Origin of the sequence: uncultured Pseudoflavonifractor sp., from assembly GCF_944387805.1 — a bacterium.
Classification (GTDB): Bacteria; Bacillota; Clostridia; order Oscillospirales; family Oscillospiraceae; genus Pseudoflavonifractor.
The window spans coordinates 26,346-44,949 of sequence record NZ_CALXGI010000002.1 but is presented as its reverse complement, the minus strand read 5'-3'; the positions used below and the strand labels follow the sequence as shown (position 1 = coordinate 44,949).

Sequence of the window (18,604 nt, the reverse complement as noted above, 5' to 3'; positions counted from 1 at the left end):
TAAGTGCAAAATATTTGCGACTATACTTTTACAAGACAAAGTCCGGAGACATATTCCGGTGGTGTACACCGAGTCTTGCACATGGTGATGGCGATTTATCAATATCGCAATCAATAATCGGATTTTTATAGCAATTATTTGTGAAAAATGTTATATTTCAATAGAAATGTTCGGTGAAAGTGCTGCCGGACAGGACACACCACGCCGCCGTCCGCAGGGGGAAGTGCTGAAGAGAAGCGCAGGGCGGAAGGGTCGGTGTGTAATCTTGAGAGAGGTGATCAGACAATGAAAAAAGCACTGTCCACATTCCTCGCGCTGTGTATGGCAGTCAGTCTGCTGCCGTCCGCAGCCCTTGCGGCTGAGGACGGAGGACTGACCCAGGCGGAGGCCGAGGCCGCAGTGGCGGCCCTAAACGCCAAGGCCGGCTCCGACTTCTACTATGAGCTGGTAGACGACTACGCGGATTCTGAAATTGAGTACCGCACCGAGGTGCGCTGGTGGATGGCCGAGGGCGGCCACACCGATCAGACCCTGGAGGAAGAGGTACAGGCCATGTATGACGCCGGTTTCCGGGGCGTTGAGCTGTGCCAGCTCAATGAGAGCAGCCTGGACGCCTCCGTCTACGGCTACGGCTCCGAGCAGTGGAACCACGACTTCCATGTGGTGCTCAACAAGGCCCTGGACCTGGGCATGACCGTGGGCATTACCTCCGGCACCAACTGGAACACCACCAATGTGCCCGGCCTGGACCCTGACAGCCAGGCCGCCATGCAGGGTGTGTTCGCCACCTCCGAGCTGGTGGAGGGCGGCGCCTCCATCAGCGGCCCGGCCCCCCGTGAGGTACTGGTGGCCGGCTCCTTCGGCGCGCCCGATACCATGCAGCCCGTGCGGGACGAGAACACCTTCATCGGCGCTTACGCCTTCCGGGTGATCGGCCCCGACACCCAGATGGCCCTGGGCGAGGAGGTAGAGATGACCCGTCTGGACTCTGCCAGCTGCATCGACCTGACCGGCCGGATCACTATAGACGCCAATGGCCAGGAGTGTCTGGACTGGACCGCCCCCGACGACGGAGACTACTACGTCTTCTTCTACTGGCAGCAGGGCACCGCCCAGCAGTCTTCCCCCTCGGTGGAGCCTTCCTACTGCGTCAACTACTTTGACATCCGGGGCTTCGAGGCCTTTAAGGAGTACTTTTCCGCCAACGTCCTCAATGACCCGGAGCTCAACGAGAAGATCAAAAACGGCGACGTGCAGCTGTTCATGGACTCCCTGGAGATCAGCCGAGGCAACTGCGTCACCTACTGGACCGAGGATTTTGCCGACGAGTTCATGGCCCGGAAAGGGTATGACATCCGGCCCTATCTGTTCATGAACATCGGCCTGCCCGCTGAGTCTGAGCTGGCCCGCTGGTCTCCGCTGCCCGCCGAATTCGGTACCTTCTGTGTGGAAACCGATGACCTGGGCACCAAGATCTTCAACGACCTGCGGGATGTGCAGACCCAGCTGTACATGGAGAATCTGCTGGAGCCTATGGAGGAGTGGCTCAATGAGTACAACATCTCCCTGCGGGCCCAGATCTCCTACGGCCGCTACTTTGAGATCTCCGAGCCCACCATGGCGGTGGACTACCCCGAGGCGGAGAACCTGAACCAGCGCAACCAGGTGGACATCTACCGCCTGTGGACCGGCGCGGCCAAGCTGGAGAACAAGATTCTTTCCAGTGAGACCGGTGCCCTAGGCGGCATGGGTTACTCCTACGACCACCAGCGCCATCTCCAGGAGGCCTACGCACTCTATGCCGCCGGCTTCAGCCGCATCAACTGGCATGTGTGGACCTCCTCCTGGTCTCCCGAGAGCATTACCCAGAACTGGCCCGGCTTCCAAAGCCTGCCCTTCGGCCCCGGCTTTAACCCCAACTTCAACGTGCTGGGCACCCGCGAGCCGGAGTACGCCACCTACTGGGCGTTCAACCAGCATCTGGGCCGCATCCAGAAGCTGCTGCGCCAGGGCGTGTCCCGCACCGACGTGGGCATGCTGTACCTGAAGTACGACCAGCATATCGCCGCCCAGTGCCTCGCTGAGGACGACATGTGGATGCAGCGCCACGACTATATGCTCTTCCCCTCCACCGAGCTGCAGGAGAACGGCTACACCTATGACTACTTCAGCCCCGCCTTTCTGGAGGACGACGCGGTCTCCTACAACGCTGAGACCGGCACCCTGGAGCAGGCCGGCTACAAGGCCCTGGTCCTCTGGCAGAACTGGCTGTCCCTGGACAGCGCGCAGGAGCTGCTGGACCTGGCCAGGCAGGGCATGAAGATCGTGGTGGTGGACGGCGCCGCTGTGGAGACCCCCTATGACGACGGCCAGGACGAGGCCCTTGCCCAGGTGATGGAGGAGCTCAAGGGCCTGGACAACGTGGCCACCGCCGCCACCGCCGACGATGTGATGGAGGCGCTGGAGTCCCTGGGCGTGGAGCCCTACGCCGGCTTTGTCCAGCGCAACCAGCAGCTACTCACCCAGGTCCGCCAGGACGGCGATAACCGCTACATGTATGTCTACAACTACTGCGACGGATCCCTCCACGACGGAGACGACCCCGACCACGGCACCCACGCCACTGTGGATATTGAGCTGGACGGGCTGTACCTGCCCTATCAGATTGACGCCTGGACCGGCGAGGTGACCCAGCTGGCCCAGTACCGCTATGAGGACGGAAAGACCGTCATCACCGTTGACCTGGACTACGGCAACGTGGCCCTGTACGCCTTTGAGGCCGTGGACAGCGAGGACGTGCATGTGGTCTCCGCCGACCAGGCCGACGCGCTCTTCACCACTGCCGACGGCGCCGTCATCCTGCGTGCCACCGAGAGCGGCACCTACACCGCAACTCTGAGCGACGGCACCGCCTACACCAACACCCTGGCCGTGGCCGCCCCTTATGACATCACCGGCTGGGATCTGACTGTGGAGGCATGGAGTGCCAGCGACGAGAGGTTGACCCGCACCGATACCTACACCGACAGCAAGGGCAACACCAGCGTGGAGTACATCTACGACACCGTCAAGACAGACACCACCGTCCATCTGGACAAGCTGACCACCTGGGACAGGATCCCCGAAATCGGCCAGGGCGCCTCCGGCACCGGCCACTACACCGCCCAGTTCAACTGGGACGGCCAGGCGGACGGTGCCTACCTGGATTTCGGCAGCCTGGTCAACAGCATGAAGGTCTACATCAACGGCGTGCAGACCGCCGACCTGAATATGAACCAGCCTGTGCTGGACATCACCGAGTATCTGGTCCCCGGCGTCAACACCATTGAGCTGGACTACTACTCCAACCTGGCCAACGAGCTGCTGGAGACCGGCGTGCTCACGGCGGGCAACGCCGGTTGGGCCGGGTATGACATTGAATACCGCAGCTACGGCCCCACGCAGGCAGTCATTATCCCCTATGCCCAGATGGACATCACCGATGAAGTGGCCCTCTATTTCACCGACGTGGGCAAGGACAGCCCCTATGCCGGTGCGGTGGCCGCCCTGACCCAGCAAGGCATCATCAAGGGCGTGGGCCAGACTAAATTCCGGCCTGAAGCTGTCATCACCGTGGCTGAGCTGGCCACCTTCCTGGGCCGCATGGATGGCGCGGCAGTAGACAACAGCGCGGCAGCCGCCGGGCTGACTGCAGACGGCTGGTCCGCCGGCTATGTGGCCTGGGCCAGGGAGAAGGGGTTTATGGGCGGACAGGCACAGTATGCGCCCCTGACCACTGAGGAGGTCAACGCCGCGCTCGCTGCATTCTGCGCCTCCCGGGGCGCGACGGCTGTCACCGCCCAGAGCGCCTCCCGCGGCGACGTTGTGGCCGTCCTGAGCACACTCTAAATCTGATAACAGAACGGGACACCCGCAGCAGAATTTTTGCCGCGAGTGTCTCGTTTTTGTAGTTCGCGCCCCGGCTATGCCGGGGAGTTCCGTAAAAGCTTTAGCGGAGAGTAGGAAATAAAAACTCCCGTTGCTATACTGAGAGTGCGGTCTGCCAACTGCACAAAAGAAAGCAAAGGGAGGTCATCCAAATGAATGACACAAATAGTGCGCACTGGGAAAGTTTCAAACGGCACCGAGCATCAGGACACCTACACCTACAATTATGTAGGCGATCTTCTGACCGAGCGCACCGCCGCCAGTGCGCAGAAAGGTCTGGCATATACCGCCCTTTACGAGTATAATGGACTTAGGGAGGCGGTAAAGGTCTACAATAGCTACGACAGCCTTGGGAACGTCATTACTGTTTCCGAAACAGACCAGGAGACTGTTGTCACAAAAACGGATCCTCTTTTGCAGATACCGCCGGACCCAACGCCGGACCCGGAGTTGGAACTGTATTCCATCACCTTCCCGGGCGGATCCGGTGGCGGTGGCGATAGCGGCAGCGGGGACAGCGGCTCCGTTCAGCCCGATTCCACAGAATTGGTCCCGGTATATGCAAAAAACTACGCCTATGACCTGGCCGGCAACCGGGTATATTTCCAGTTGTCCGTCAACGGCAATGCTGTTGAGAACATCAATTACAACTATGATGCCCTGAATCGCCTGATCCAGGTAGTTGGGAGTGGAGCACTCCAGGCGGCCTACACATACGATGTCAACGGCAACCGCGCCACCCTGACCAATGGCAACGGCATCACCACAAATTACGAATATAACCTGGCCAACTGGGTCACCAGTATGTCCGCAGGCAAACGTGGTGAAACGCTGTTCGATTACAGCTATGCCTACTATGCCAGCGGGACCCAAAAAACCAAGACTGACAATCTCACCGGTAAAACCACCAGCTACGCCTATGATGGTCTTGGACGGCTGACCCAGGAGAGTGAGAGCGGCGGGACAACACTGACCTATGTCTACGACCGCAACAGCAACCGTGTCCAGATGAGTGCCACAGGGGCGGAGTCCTATGTGGTGAACTACGTCTATGATGGGGCCAATCGCCTGCTGAGTGAGGCAGAGAGCAAGAACAGTTCCACCACAGTCACAAGCTATACCTACGACGGCAACGGAAGCCTGCTGACCCAGGCGTCCACGAGCCCGAGCGGGATATCGACCGCCTCTTACTCCTACGACGCCTTTGGCCGGCAGACCAAAGCCAGCATAAACGGGACGGTTGCCCTCTACAGCTACAACGCCCAGGGGCTCCGCACCGGTAAGACGGTGGGGGAGCAGAACACCAGCTTCCTGCTGGACGGGGACAACATTGTGGCCGAGACCCGGGGCGGCTCCCTGGTGAGCCGCTACGTCTACGGCGTCAACCTCGTCTCCTGTCGGAGCGGCAGCAGCTTGCTGTACTACCACCAGAATGCCCACGGAGATGTGGTGAAGATTACCACCGCCGCCGGGGCAGTGAACCGGTCCTACGATTACGACGCCTTCGGCAACGAGAAGAACCCCTCTTCCGCCGACGCCAACCCCTTCCGCTACTGCGGGGAGTATTGGGACAGCGAGACCGGGACCTACTACCTGCGGGCTCGGTACTACGACCCAGGCATTGGCCGCTTCACCCAGCAGGACACCCACTGGAACACCGCCAACATGATCTACGGGGACAACCCCCAGAAGATCAATGAGCGGCAGGACGCCCTGGACCTGACCGCCTACACCTATGTCCCCCAGATCTCCGCCATCATGCAGAGCGGGAATCTGTATGTGTACGCAGTCAATAATCCGGTGCTGTACGCTGACCCGAGCGGGGCCGTCATTACACCCGCAAACGTAGTTGGCGCGGTGATTGGCGCAGGCGGCGGCGCTTTGCTGGGCACCTTGGTTGCAGATTATTACGGCTTGACAGGATGGCGAAGGAACGCTGCCATTGCAGGTTTTACTGCCGGCGGTGCGGTACTGGGCTGGTTTGCAGGACCGCTGGTGGAGAAGCTGGCTCTCTCAATTGCTGCCGAATTAAAAATTGTTACATCTTCCACCATACCAATAATTACACAAAAGCTGATTGCTAGCATTGATACGCTCAAGTATTCGAATACGGTTTTGGGGCATACTGAGAGAACGTATACACATTCAATACAAACAATAAAAATGATTATGGAAGCGTGCACTCCTGTTAAAGATGCCTTCTTGCCAAATGGATTGAAGTGGGTTGTAGAAGGCTTTTACAATGGGACATCTGGTTTATGGGAGCTAGTTATTGATTTAGATAAAAACACTATCGTCCACTTTCTTTTCAGATCATAATAGGGGATGTGTTTCCATGCACTTTTTTTATAAAGCAAGTACAAATGTCATGAAAGGTTCTCTTTATTACATAACAGAGGAGCAATCTCTGGCATGTCTTCCTTTACGAAAGAGTGATTATTCTTTGGTGCTGGGACAATCCTACTGTTCCCTTGATATTCTATTGGAGACAAAAGAAGCCGTGCAGATTGCCGGATGGAATTCCATAAAACGCTGGAAGCACCATTCTTTGCAGGCTCCAAAATCATCGCCTGGCCACCTGTATCTTTCTACGGAAGAGAAACTGCTTTCCGGCTCCGGGAGAAATTATGGGCTCCATTGGGAGACATATTATGATCCACGGACAAGCTGGATCTGTATGGGTGAATCTACCAATTTAAGGGGATGCGAGTGTATTGCTTTTCGTGAGGGGCTGATTGCCGCCTTGCGAGAAAATCTGCTGATTTCTATTTGGGGACGGGTACATTTTATTGACCATCTTTTATCGAACAAGAACCAACATTATTTGGACTGAAAAGCTTATGGTCCATGTGCAGACAGCCGGAATACTCACTCATAGCGCGCATCCGAAAGACCTGTTCAACCTGTTCCAATGGTGGCGGAAAATATACCGGATCAAGTGAAGCCTTAGCAAACGCACCGATGGTACAAACCTATTTGGTATTTGGGAAGCCGCTGTGGGCTAAATAATCCTATGTAAATCTTGTGCAGCTGTTGCAAAAAGAGGCTACGGCGCTGTATAGGCTGCTCACCAAAGCACAGCGAATTCCGGGCAGCATCCGTCTTGGGGCAGGCCGCTAGAGCAGATGTTCCAGCGACCTGCCCCTCATCCATTTGAACGGCAAGACGGTGGGGGAGCAGAACACCAGCTTCCTGCTGGACGGGGACAACATCGTGGCCGAGACCCGGGGAGGCTCTCTGGTGAGCCGCTACGTCTACGGCGTCAATCTTGTCTCCTGGCGGAGCGGCACTACCCTGCGGTACTATCACCAGAACGCCCATGGGGACATAGTGAAGATTTCCACCGCTGCCGGAGCAGTGGCCCGATCCTACGATTACGACGCCTTCGGCAACGAGAAGAACCCCTCCTCCACCGATGCCAACCCCTTCCGCTACTGTGGGGAGTACTGGGACAGCGAGACCGAGACCTACTACCTGCGGGCCCGGTACTATGACCCGAGCATAGGCCGCTTCACCCAGCAGGACACCCACTGGAACACCGCCAACATGATCTACGGGGACAACCCCCAGAAGATCAATGAGCGGCAGGACGCCCTGGGCCTGACCGCCTACACCTATGTCCCCCAGATCTCCGCCATCATGCAGAGCGGGAACCTGTATGTGTACTGTGTGAATAGCCCTGTAGCATACCGTGATTCAACAGGAGAGGCTCTGATTAACGCAATATGTGCGGCAATTGGCGCTTTAGCCGGGTGGGCATTCGGAGATTTTGTAGCAAAAAATTTAGGACTTGAAGGGTGGAAATACTGGACTGTCCGTGCTGCGGTTACTGTGGGCGGCGGCGCAATTGGCTGGTTTGCTGGCAGCGCTATCACTTCTGCTGTGTCCAGTTTTTTAACAGCAAACCCTGCTAAGATGCTATCCTTGGCTCACAGTCTTGGACCGTCTGTGTTCTCAACTGCTATGAAATTTCTTGGAATTAACCCTGCACTCTTAATTAATGATTCAGGAAAATTTTATGGTCTGTTACAAACCGCCTTTAACACGCCACATGTACAAATTGGATATGAATGGGCAAAAGCTCTTATCCAGAAAGCACAACAGTTTGGTATATCTGTAAGACTTGATGCACCGCATAATAATAACTGGAATGTCTGGCATCTAAATATTGGAAAATATCATGTAGCTATAAATTCCCAAATTATCGATGCAATAAAAAAACTGCTGGAAGGAAAATAAATGTACTACATTGACCTATTGCCCATATCGGGCAGATACCGGGGCGTGACGCGGTATCTGACCATGCCCAAGCTGAAACTCCGCCAACACCGCGCCTTCTTTGCCGATTACGACCCCTATCTGAACTGGCTGGCAGGACAGGATGACGCCTACCGCCCGGAGGTGGCCGATATGCTGGAGAAACTACGGAGCTGGTACAAGGAGGAGCCCTGCGAGATTATCTGCTTTGCCGATGTGCCGGGGGAATTCCGCCTGCAGGAAGGCTTTTTGGGGTTTGACGTCCTGGGAGATTTTAGAGCATCTCCCCTGGCGGGTGAGATCCCTCCGCCCTTCTGCCTTCAGCTCAACGCCAACGGGCTGTTTTCCACCTATGGAGAGGCCCAGGATTTCTGCGCCTTCTGGCAGGGGCTTATCTCCTCCGACAACAGCCCGTGGGAGGTGGACCAAAATCCCCGGCCCTTCTGCGTCTGGCGCTATCAAAGAGAGGAGAGTGCACGTTATAGGTTATTGCTGGATTGAATTCTTTTGCATACACCCTCTCTTCTCTGGAACTCGGAGACTCTGTTCAAGCGGAAAAACATCCTACGTTTCGCCCCGTTTTCGTCCTTTAGCCTGTAGGGGCTCTAAATAGCGGAGGATTTTCTGCGTGCCCGCCTCCAACTCGCGGCCCCAGTTATTCTGTATCCTGCTCCCGAATCTTTTGCGGTTGAGCCTCAAGATTCAATGTTTTTCACTTGAAGTCCCAATCGCACTTAATCTGTTCTGTGCCACGAAGACCGTAGTCCTGTGTGCATCTGTACATCCGTCGCAAAAAAGATCCCTCAGCACCGCTCACCCAGAGAACAGCAAGTCCCAGACAGAATCCACCTCGCAGCAGGCCGCCGGAGCAGCTGCTCCGGCGGCCTGCCCCTTATCCATTTGAACGGCCCATGCTGCTTGTGACGCCTTTGGCTGGCAGACCAAAGCCAGCATAAACGGGACGGTTGCCCTCTACAGCTACAACGCCCAGGGGCTCCGCACCGGTAAGACGGTGGGGGAGCAGAACGCCACCCTGGCCGACGTTCTGGAGGGCTGCGCCGCCCTTCTGGCCAGGTACTACGGACAGTAACGCTTCATCCTCCGGCCTTAATAGGCCGGAGGATTCCTGTTTTGCCCGGTTACGCTACTTTCTCCCCGTTCGCCCTTTTTCTTTTTGTTTCAAATTATTTTTCTTTCTTTTTACCTATGTGGTTGCACCTAGAAAATCGCGGTGCTAAAATGTGATAAATCATCCTGCATATGTATTACGACTGATAAAAAACTATGGAGCTTGGGCAAAAATGAATTTGGCCAACTAGGGATTGGAAGTTTACAAAAACAGGTATCTCCGACCTTTGTAATGGATGGTGTGCAATACGTTTATGCAAATGAATACCAAAGTTTTGCAATAAGAGAGGATCATACTCTTTGGGGCTGGGGTGATAACGAGTTCGGAACACTTCTTGGGTCAGAAGAATATTACTGCCAGCCCAAACTTTTGATGGATTCTGTTACATATGTAAGTTGTGGCAATCAAATCACTGCAGCTATTAAGCGGGATGGAACTCTTTGGGCCTGGGGAAATAATATGAGAGGCACTATTTTTACGCAGCCTCAATACCACTATTGCCCACCAACACCTCTTATGGATGAAATTGCAAGGGTGTCTCTACCCATCTCAGAAAACTGTGATTATGGATTGGCCATTACAAAAAGTGGAGACTTGTATCTTTTTGGGGGTACTAAATACGGTTCGTTGATAAATAAGCAATTCAGAAAGCAAACAGAAAGAGCCCCAATCAAGTTAGCCAGTAATATTTCCGAAGCATATGCCGGGAATGACTTTATTCTAATGAAAGATTACTGGGGAAGATTATTTTCTTTGGGAAGAAATGATTTAGGCCAATGCGGCAACGGGAAGTCATCCTCTTTTCTTAAAAAACTGAACTGATTATGGGGCATACATTACAAGCTGCAGTCGGACATCATCATGGAATAGGTTTACAGGAAAACGGAAATTTGTGGATATGGGGCGGGGACTATGGCGTTTTAGTTGAGTTTTAAATTTTTACTATTTTAGTGAGGACGAAAACAAGATACATAAGCAGTCCCTCGCCATGCTCTGATGTCACCAACCTGAAGTGGAGCCTTTTGGGGGTGCATACAGCGCCCCTATCCCTGCAGCGATATCTGCTTGAAGCACACCGTATCAATGATCTGGATAAATTCCTCGGGTCCCTCGCCAAAATTGCGCTCCGCCCAAAGCTCAGGGGGCGGGTGCTGTCTAACAGCCACTGGCCATTGCAGATTTTTCCCTTTCTGCAGTAGGGACAGCCCGGCGGGACGACTTTAAGATAATGCTGATATCCGTAAGCCCGGAACTGCGCCAACTAATGTGTTCTGATTTGAGACAGAATAGGCCCCCGGCATAGCCGGTGGGTTTCGGACTACAAAAAGCCGCAGCCACCCCGGAGTGGGGTAACTGCGGCTTTTTGTGTATGGTAGATTTGGTATTTAGGTTTGGGTAAGTCTGGTCTAAGTGATTATCCGGCTTCCAGAAATGTAATTAAATATATGGGCATGAGAAACATTAGAGGCGCTTCTTTATAAAAGTGCAAAAGAGGAAAAACTATGTCCTTTAATGTCCAGGTAATTCCATGCCTCAATAACAAACAATAGAACATCAGCTCTTACGCCTGGTCGAGAATCATAATCGCCTATTTCAAGAACTAAAAATCTCTCTGGTTCTGGTGCTATAAGGGGATAAATTGGAGCATCTTGGGGTATGAGCGGAGCCCATCCCAGACAGTAGTGATGGGATTTTTTTGCAAATAATATGCCGTAAAAAGCCGCCATATTGATCAAATCTTCATAGTTTGCTTGAAACGAGTCCTTCAGTTCGTATAAATTCTTCGGGCGGATTGACTGTAGTATAGAATCAAGCTGTATAAGAGAAGATTTGTCAGGTATCATATGATATTTGAAGGAAAATAGTTCCGCTCGTCGCTCTGGGTGGTCCGCAAGCGCTTGGTAATCTTTTAGACACGGTACAGGGACGGCATATTTCTTCATGTCCTGTATGTAGGGCAAAGCCATATTTACCATAGCGTCAAACGTATGCCGCAATTTACCGTCCAACTCCGCCTGAGTCTCATAAGTCAGGGGATATTCTCCTGGAAAATTCGCCAGGCAAAGCCGCTTCCGGTTCAGATCGCGGACCGTAAAATCGACCTCGATCCTTCTTTCAAAGCGATGTGCCGTACGTGCTACGTGATAATCAATGATAATTCCTGTTTCGTTATTCTCATAGCAATACCATCCCTGGCCGCCATTTACTCTTCTATAGCCAAGTGAGAATAGGATCAGTTCCAATTCCGTTTCAATAATCCGTTTTATTGTTATTTTAGGTCACATCCCTTCATCTGTAACAAACGATTCTTCCAGAACAAGTACCTAATCGGGGAAGGCTACGGCGGAGACCGTGGGCTAGTTCTCCAGGCGCTAGAGAATGGTGGCGATCATACTCCGGGTAGTGGCAATATCCGGCTCGAAGAGGGGAAGGGGAGATGCCTCCCATCAGGTCGTTCTTATAAGCGTAGGCCACCGCGTCGCAGTACCAGTCGGAGGCGGCCACGGTTCCAGGGCCACGATTGCTAGGTGCACATTCTGCCGTGACCGTGCAGCTTTCTCCTGATGGCAGGGGAGCGGAGCCGATACTCGTGGTGGGAAGAAAAGCGATCGGAGAATCGCCGGTGAAGGTACAGCGCTTAAGGTAGATGACGGAGTCACCGCTGTTTGTGACGGAATGATGTGTGTATAGACAACCGGCGAGGTGATCATGGCCTGTATGCCCCCGGTATCTCACCGGGGATTTTTCGCATCAGGCTTCAATGGCCAGTGGATTCGTCAAATCCGATTTTGCTCTCCCCATTCGCACATCCCGTCCAGGATAGGGATGAGGGATCTGCCCCGCTCTGTCAGGCTGTATTCTACCTTTGGGGGAATCTGGGGATATTCCTCCCGGTGGACAAGCTGATCCGCCTCCAGCTCCTTCAGAGTGGAGCTGAGGGTCTTATAGGAAATACCGTCGATGTACCGTTTCATCTCGTTGAATCGAACCACACCGAACTCCATCAGAGTATACAAGATAGTCATTTTATATTTCCCGCTGATCAGGGACAGGGTGTAGCTGAAGCCCGTGGAACTTAGGCACTCACTGGAAATACATCTCTTGCTCATTTGACACTCTCCTAAAAGTAAGTACCACACTTAAATGTGCGTACTTGTTTTTCTTTCTGTGCTTGCTATGATTGTAGTAGAATCTAAGGGAAACGTCAATCCCTGGAAGATTGGAGGAAATATGCTATGAGCAAAAAAATCGTTGTTATCACCGGCAGTCCGCGGAAAAACGGGAACACTTTTGCTATGACGGAGGCTTTTATCCAGGCAGCGGAAGAAAAGGGGCACAGCGTCACCCGATTTGACGCCGCTGCGATGAATGTCGGCGGCTGTCATGCCTGCGAAACCTGCTATAAGAGTGGCAAAGCCTGCTCTTTTGATGATGATTTCAACACCATTGCTCCGGCTATTTTGGAGGCAGATGCTGTGGTCTTTGCCATGCCGGTGTACTGGTACTCCATTCCGGCCCAGATTAAAGCGGTTATCGACAAAATGTTCTCCTTCTGCGTAGCGGGAAAGAATATCGCCGGGAAAGGCTGCGGCCTGATCTGCTGCTGTGAGGAGGACGACAAGTCCGTCATGGACGGCGTCAGGATTCCCATTGAGCGCAGCGCCGCCCTGCTGAAATGGCATATGGTAGGCGAGGTGCTGATCCCTGGTGTGCTGAATGCCGGCGACATTGAGAAAACCGACGGCTGTAAGCAGGCGGCTGCGCTGGCAGACAACGTCTGATTGAGGAGGGGAGTGGTTATGAGCAAGAAGATTGTAATCTTAAACGGCAGCCCCCGCCGGAAGGGGAATACTTCCGCTCTGGTCAAGGCCTTTACCGAAGGAGCTGAAAGCGCCGGCAATACCGTGACGGAGTTTTTCCTGGACTCAATGAACATCCACGGCTGTAAAGGCTGTTTCGGCGGACACAGCAGCCGGGAGTGTCCCTGTGTCCAGAAGGACGATATGGAGAAAATCTATCCTGCGGTCAGGGACTGTGATGTGGTCGTGCTGGCGACACCCCTATACTACTGGAACATGAGCGGTCAAATCAGGACGGCCATCGACCGGCTCTTTGCCTTGGAGGAAGGGGACGGTAACCTGCTTCGTGGACATGACCGTTCCTGCGCTCTGCTGATGGCGGCGGAGGGACACGGTTTTGATGATGTGACGCTGTACTTTGACCATCTCATGGAGCATCTGCGGTGGAAGAACCTCGGCCATGTACTGGCCGGAGGCAACGGGGACATCGGCGACATCGAAGGCAAGCCGGAGCTGCAAAAGGCCTGGAATCTGGGGGCGTCCATTCGATAAGCAGAGTGGGAATATTCACGAACAGAGCATACTTTGACCCATGTGAACATGGGCATGGGATTCAGGACTTCTCTGGTTTCATCAATGCGAGTATCTCTCAGGAAGAATCCCTTCAGCACACGTTCAATGACCTAACAACATAGGCGTGCGGAGAATTCTCCGCACGCCTATGTTGTTTCTGTCTGACTCTCTTGAAGTACTCTGAGCGCACTGGTCAGCATGGCAGTAACGACCTTTATCTGGGACGGTGTTGCAGCTTTCCAAAGCGAGGCCAATTCGTTGACGGTCTCCAGTCCAATTCCTGGGAGGGAATCTATCAGCAATGAGTTTGGAGAAGCATCCAGGGCTTCACAGAGGCTGATGAAAATCGGGAGACTCGGTACTTTTGTTCCACCCTCGATCTGCCGGAGATAGGTCGCATTGATGTTGCAGAGCTCAGAGAGTTTCTCGCTGGTCAATCCCCGATCCTTCCGGGCCTGCCGGAGCCGGCTGCCAAATGCCTTCTTGTCCATGGACATCCTCCATTTATAAGCTGTAAGACAATTATTTGTTTTCTTATAGCTTATAATCTAGTAGACAACAGGAAAAGCATCTGATAAAATACAAAATATAAGCTGATAGACTATAATTCGAAGAAGGCATATCGGAGAGGAGAATAGTATGGTTGAGTATGTGTTATTGGGGAAGCGAGTGGCGTTCGATGACCCGTCCGAGCGCTTTTTTGACCTCCAATACGCCGGCTGGCAGGCGGAACAAGAGATGCAGCAGCGGTTTAATGCATGGTATGACAGCTGCGGAAAGATTGAAAATGTCTTGCAGGGGTACCTGAACGTCGCCAGGAAACTTATCCAGGATGCAGTGTCCCGGCCTCTCTACGAGTCTCTGGCTCAGTACGGAATCTATGACGTGAGCGGGGATGTGTACTGGCAGTGCTGTGCCGACTTTTCGGAGGCGGAGGCCGCGCTGCGCTCCGTCTCTGGGAAGGTAAACGCCATAGAGGGCAAGAAAGAGGCAGAGGAGGAGTACCGCGCGGCGCGGAAAGCCGGGCGGGGCCGCTGGCAGGGAGGCGGATTTGGCTTTTCCGGCGCTGTGAAGGGCGCGGCCATGGCCGGCGGCATGAACCTGCTCTCCGGAATGGCGCACAGTGCGGTCAATGCGGTGGGAAACGCCGGATCGAGCATCACGGCCTCTGGCGAAAAGCGTGCGCTTTATGGGAGGGCAGAGACGAGAGAAATCCTGTTCGATGGGCTCTCAGAGGCGCTCCTCTCCTTTTTTGACGCGCATATCGTTCTGGTCAACGAACGCCGGCCGGGCTGTATCCGCAGCGGCTTCGACCCTGATCGGTCGGAAGCGCTGCTGGAAAATGCCAAAAAGTTGCCCGACAAGCGGGTGGAGCTTCTGGTGCAGGCGGTGCAGCTGTGGCCGTGGAATGTCGAACTGCTCAAGTATATCTTCGTGAATTTTCCAAAAGAAAGAGCGGCCGTCAGCGCCATCGCCCAGCGCTTCCGTGTAGACCTCTCGGATACATATGAGGCGATTTTGGAACGGGAGTATACGGAGAAAGACCGGGAGACGGAGGAGGCCGCCCAGAGGGCCAAGGGGAGAATCCGCAAGCTCATGCAGGAGTACGGCATCCCCGTCAGCGCCACCCTGGACCGCCTGGAGAACGACTGCCTTGCGCGTCTGTGCGGTGGATATGAGACAGCTGGCAGGGAGGCATGCCTCGCCATGGTACGGGCGGTGGAGAGGTACGACGCCTTGGAGAAGAACAAGGCCCCCTATCTGGAGAAGCTGCGCCAGCGGATTTCAGCTATCTGGGAGGAAGAGATGGACGCTATCTGCGCCGGGTATGAGCAGGCGGACGAGGCCGCCTGCAACGACAGAAAGCGGGCCATCCAGGAGTATGACGCCCCGGATGAGGCAAAAGAACCCTTTTTCCAAAAGCTCCAGAAGCGAATAGAGGAGATCTGGTCGGAGGAGGACAGCAAAGCCTTTGATCAGCTCTATCTGGCGACGGATATCACAGATCCCGCCGCCGTGGCGGAGACGCTGAACCGTATCAAAGAGCGGGCGCGGACCTCGTCTTCCGAACAATACATCACCGCGCTTAACGCCTGCACTCCCAAAAATATTGAAAAGGCACGGATATACCGGAGAGGCCGACGCCCCAAGATATACACGGCGGCGGGGCTGCTCTTTCTGTTTCTCGCCCTGTCTGCGCTGTTTATCCTGCATCTCGGCCTCCCAGCCGGGATCTGCTGCATCGCGGCGAGCATTGTCTTCCTGATGCTGTATACCGGCCTCTATCAGCCGTGGAAGGAGCTGACCATCGACGGAGCCGTGGTCCATCCCGTGCTGACGAAGGACCTGCCCCAGCCCAAAAAGGGCGTGCCCGCCGCTCTGATTGCGCTGCTGGCGGCAGCGGTTCTGACCGTTGCGGCTCAGCTGATCCTGCGGGGCGTGGCGGAAGGCGCTAATCCCGGCGCCGCCGGGGATATCCCTTCTGCGGCAGTGGAAACAGAGGCGGTTGAGGACGAGGCTCTGGAGACGGCATATCCCTCGCCTGAGCCTGTCCCTGAAGAACCGGTTGCTTCTCAGACGCCGGAGCTGGCCATTTCCGCCAGTCCGGACAGTGATGTGAGCGGCTTTGACCGCTACCTGGGCGAGGACTACCAGGTATATTGGAATGACGGAACTCTGGACCAGACAGGGACAGAGGAATTTCAGGCTATATGTCCGGATGGGACGGATTTGGCCGGTATTTTTGACGGGGCCATTACCCTGGGGATTGACGCCAGCCGCTACCTCTCCGCACATGAGAATGACCCCGGCACGACAGACGCCTCCGACTCCAGCGGCGGGGAGGATCTCCCGCCTCAAATTACCCAGGAGGACATCCTGGCCGCCCTCAGCCAGGCCCTCCCGGAAGCTGTCGGCACGGGAAACGGGGAGAGCATCACAACACAGGCAGACGATGCCGACCCAATGACCGTCCATGCGTTGGTGGGGGAGATTCGCTCCGCTGACCCGGATCTATATGACACCAGCGCCATGACGGCGGAGCTGACCCTGTACTGGACGGGAGCGGGCTGGGACTGCACCGGGGTTCAGCTGTCCGGGGATCTCCTGCTGGAAACTGCCGGGAGCTACACAGTCTGGAACTACGGCCAGACCCAGAGCATCGACGTGGAAATAGGTCCCTCTGCCTGGATTGACACCGGAGGCAGCTTGGTTCTCCGGGACGTGGCCATCACCCGCAACGGGGAGACGACCAATGTCAGCATGTCCGTAGAGCGGCTGGACAACCCGGCCGGAATGGCGGCGACCAGCGAGACCGGGTCAGTCTATCTGGCGTACAGCGAAGAGGCCGGCGTGCACCTTTACTTTGGCCGGGATATGGTCCCGACCATCTTCAGCCCAGAGTTCTGAGGGGCCTCCTGTTGGAGGCCGGGAATGCCCGCTTCCGGCCACGGAGGAACTCCGAATATAAATTATATCTGTGAAGCCCACCGGCGCGGCATCCGCGCCGGTGGGCTATCTCTATATTCAGGAGGAGATCCCCATGAGAGTATTGCTGGTAGAGCCGGGAAAGGAGCCCCGGGTCTGTGAACTCCCGGACACTCTGGAGGCCATGCAAAAGGCGGTAGGCGGCGCCATCCAGGCGGTGTATCCCTTTGCGGAGCCGGTGGCGCTCATCTGCAACGACGAGGGAAAGCTGGCGGGGCTCCCACTCAACCGCCCCCTCTACCACCCTGACGAAGGCACAATCTACGACGTGATTGCCGGCGCCTTCTTCCTGTGCGCCGCGCCGCCAGACAGCGGTCGGTTTGCCGGACTGACAGAGGAGCAGGCCGCCCGGTACGGGGCCTATTTCCGGCTCCTGTCCCTGGAGGCTGCGCCATGATTGAGCGGCTGCTGGACGGAGAGCGGCAGCTTGGCGGGGAGGAGAGCCGCCGCGCCATCGGCGATATCTTGGCGGCAAGCGACGCCCTGGCCGGCTGTCTGGACGAGACAGGAAAGCAGTGGCTGGAGAAGCTGGGGGACGCCTATGGGCGGCGGGAGCGGTCCGTGATGGAGGCCGCCTTCCGGGAGGGCTTCTGCCAAGCCGTTTTATTGGCCCTGGACGTGCTGGCCTATCAGGCGGACCTGCCGGAGGATTGAATTTCAAAACGGAAGCCCCGGGGGAGACCCTGGGGCTTTTCTCATGACTGGAGGTGTTCATGGACAAACGATTTGCCAGAGTACAGGACCTGGTGCGCGGCCTGGACCGCTGCGGTTCCCATGCGCTGTTCCCCCATGTGTTCCTGGACTGCGACAAATGGCAGCGCCTGCCCTATACCTGGGAGGAGGGGCTGCCCACCAAGCTGGCCGCCGTATGGGAGGCGGAGAAGCTCCTGGGGGACCTGTACCGGCAGGCGGAACAGAAGGTTTGGCGCTATACGGACTCCCGCTCGCCGGACAGCTTCCTGCTCCGGTTCCAGGCCGCCCTGAACGGCCGTCTGTCCGAGCTGCGGGAGGCCCTGGGCCGCTGCCGTACCCGGGATACCGCCGCCCTGGTCAACCGCATCGGCGCCCTGCTCACACCGGAGCAGGTGTTCCGGGATATGGAGCGGGTCAATGCAGAGCTTGCCGCCGCTTATCCTCTGCCGGATGTGGCCCGTTACTTCAGCTGCGCCGAATATATGCGCTACGACCCCTCAGAGTCGGAGGATGGGCTGCTGAAGCTGGCGGCCAGGGCGTTCATCCGCCACGGCTATAACATTCTGCCCGCCATCGGGCAGATGGAGGAGGACGCGGGCAGCCAGCTTGCGGCCTTCCAGAGAGCCTTCGACGCCCAGGCGGCCATCAGCATCGGCAGGCATATCACCGCCCCGGTACAGGCCAAGCTTCCCATCCTGCGGGAGCTGCTGGACCGGGCCAACAACTAGAAATCGGAGGA

Annotated in this window: 15 protein-coding genes; 12 read left to right on the top strand and 3 right to left on the bottom strand. The window is 55.7% G+C overall.

Annotation, left to right across the window (positions count from 1 at the left end; translation table 11 throughout):
• The first annotated feature begins 285 nt into the window (after window positions 1-285).
• From Q0K06_RS00950 to Q0K06_RS00925, 6 genes are all read left to right on the top strand, one after another.
• The gene (locus Q0K06_RS00950) at window positions 286-3,888 is read left to right on the top strand and encodes a glycosyl hydrolase (RefSeq protein ID WP_294547375.1); all 3,603 of its coding nucleotides are present in this window, start codon (window positions 286-288) and stop codon (window positions 3,886-3,888) included.
• A gap of 489 nt (window positions 3,889-4,377) precedes the next feature.
• Entirely contained in the window at window positions 4,378-6,246 is a 1,869-nt protein-coding gene (locus tag Q0K06_RS00945) for an RHS repeat-associated core domain-containing protein (RefSeq protein ID WP_294547371.1), read from the top strand.
• A 16-nt stretch (window positions 6,247-6,262) separates the two neighbouring features.
• Window positions 6,263-6,760: a hypothetical protein gene (locus Q0K06_RS00940; protein ID WP_294547367.1), complete on the top strand. Its 498-nt coding sequence runs from the start codon at window positions 6,263-6,265 to the stop codon at window positions 6,758-6,760.
• Between the two features lie 407 nt (window positions 6,761-7,167).
• Complete coding sequence (locus Q0K06_RS00935; RefSeq protein WP_294547364.1) at window positions 7,168-8,166, top strand: RHS repeat-associated core domain-containing protein; 999 nt, start codon at window positions 7,168-7,170, stop codon at window positions 8,164-8,166.
• Window positions 8,167-8,685 (top strand): hypothetical protein, encoded by a 519-nt coding sequence (locus Q0K06_RS00930; protein ID WP_294547362.1) that lies wholly within the window; start codon window positions 8,167-8,169, stop codon window positions 8,683-8,685.
• Window positions 8,686-9,475: 790 nt separating this feature from the next.
• On the top strand, window positions 9,476-10,135 hold the full coding sequence (locus Q0K06_RS00925; RefSeq protein WP_294547360.1) for a hypothetical protein: 660 nt from the start codon (window positions 9,476-9,478) through the stop codon (window positions 10,133-10,135).
• 653 nt (window positions 10,136-10,788) lie between these two features.
• Here the strand turns inward: Q0K06_RS00925 and Q0K06_RS00920 are convergent.
• A complete protein-coding gene (locus tag Q0K06_RS00920) occupies window positions 10,789-11,556 on the bottom strand; it encodes a hypothetical protein (RefSeq protein WP_294547358.1) in 768 nt (255 codons plus the stop codon).
• A gap of 534 nt (window positions 11,557-12,090) precedes the next feature.
• Window positions 12,091-12,423: a winged helix-turn-helix transcriptional regulator gene (locus tag Q0K06_RS00915; protein WP_294547355.1), complete on the bottom strand. Its 333-nt coding sequence runs from the start codon at window positions 12,421-12,423 to the stop codon at window positions 12,091-12,093.
• Window positions 12,424-12,549: 126 nt separating this feature from the next.
• Here Q0K06_RS00915 and Q0K06_RS00910 point away from each other — a divergent pair, with 126 nt between their 5' ends.
• Both Q0K06_RS00910 and Q0K06_RS00905 read left to right on the top strand, forming a co-directional pair.
• Window positions 12,550-13,095 carry a flavodoxin family protein gene (locus tag Q0K06_RS00910; protein WP_294547352.1) on the top strand — a complete coding sequence of 182 codons (546 nt, stop codon included), beginning with the start codon at window positions 12,550-12,552 and terminating at the stop codon, window positions 13,093-13,095.
• 18 nt (window positions 13,096-13,113) lie between these two features.
• Window positions 13,114-13,665, top strand: coding sequence for a flavodoxin family protein (locus tag Q0K06_RS00905; RefSeq protein WP_294547349.1), 552 nt, complete (start codon window positions 13,114-13,116; stop codon window positions 13,663-13,665).
• 167 nt (window positions 13,666-13,832) lie between these two features.
• Here the strand turns inward: Q0K06_RS00905 and Q0K06_RS00900 are convergent, their stop codons facing one another.
• The gene (locus Q0K06_RS00900; protein WP_294547346.1) at window positions 13,833-14,177 is read right to left on the bottom strand and encodes a helix-turn-helix transcriptional regulator; all 345 of its coding nucleotides are present in this window, start codon (window positions 14,175-14,177) and stop codon (window positions 13,833-13,835) included.
• 148 nt (window positions 14,178-14,325) lie between these two features.
• Between Q0K06_RS00900 and Q0K06_RS00895 the strand changes: the two genes are divergently transcribed.
• The 4 genes from Q0K06_RS00895 (at window position 14,326) to Q0K06_RS00880 (ending at window position 18,593) form a co-directional block, all read left to right on the top strand.
• Window positions 14,326-17,094, top strand: coding sequence for a hypothetical protein (locus tag Q0K06_RS00895; RefSeq protein WP_294547344.1), 2,769 nt, complete (start codon window positions 14,326-14,328; stop codon window positions 17,092-17,094).
• A gap of 133 nt (window positions 17,095-17,227) precedes the next feature.
• The gene (locus Q0K06_RS00890) at window positions 17,228-17,569 is read left to right on the top strand and encodes a DUF3846 domain-containing protein (RefSeq protein ID WP_294547341.1); all 342 of its coding nucleotides are present in this window, start codon (window positions 17,228-17,230) and stop codon (window positions 17,567-17,569) included.
• Window positions 17,566-17,826, top strand: coding sequence for a hypothetical protein (locus tag Q0K06_RS00885; RefSeq protein WP_294547338.1), 261 nt, complete (start codon window positions 17,566-17,568; stop codon window positions 17,824-17,826). The genes Q0K06_RS00890 and Q0K06_RS00885 overlap by 4 nt, the downstream gene beginning before the upstream one ends.
• Before the next feature lie 59 nt (window positions 17,827-17,885).
• The gene (locus Q0K06_RS00880; protein ID WP_294547336.1) at window positions 17,886-18,593 is read left to right on the top strand and encodes a hypothetical protein; all 708 of its coding nucleotides are present in this window, start codon (window positions 17,886-17,888) and stop codon (window positions 18,591-18,593) included.
• Window positions 18,594-18,604 lie beyond the last annotated feature (11 nt).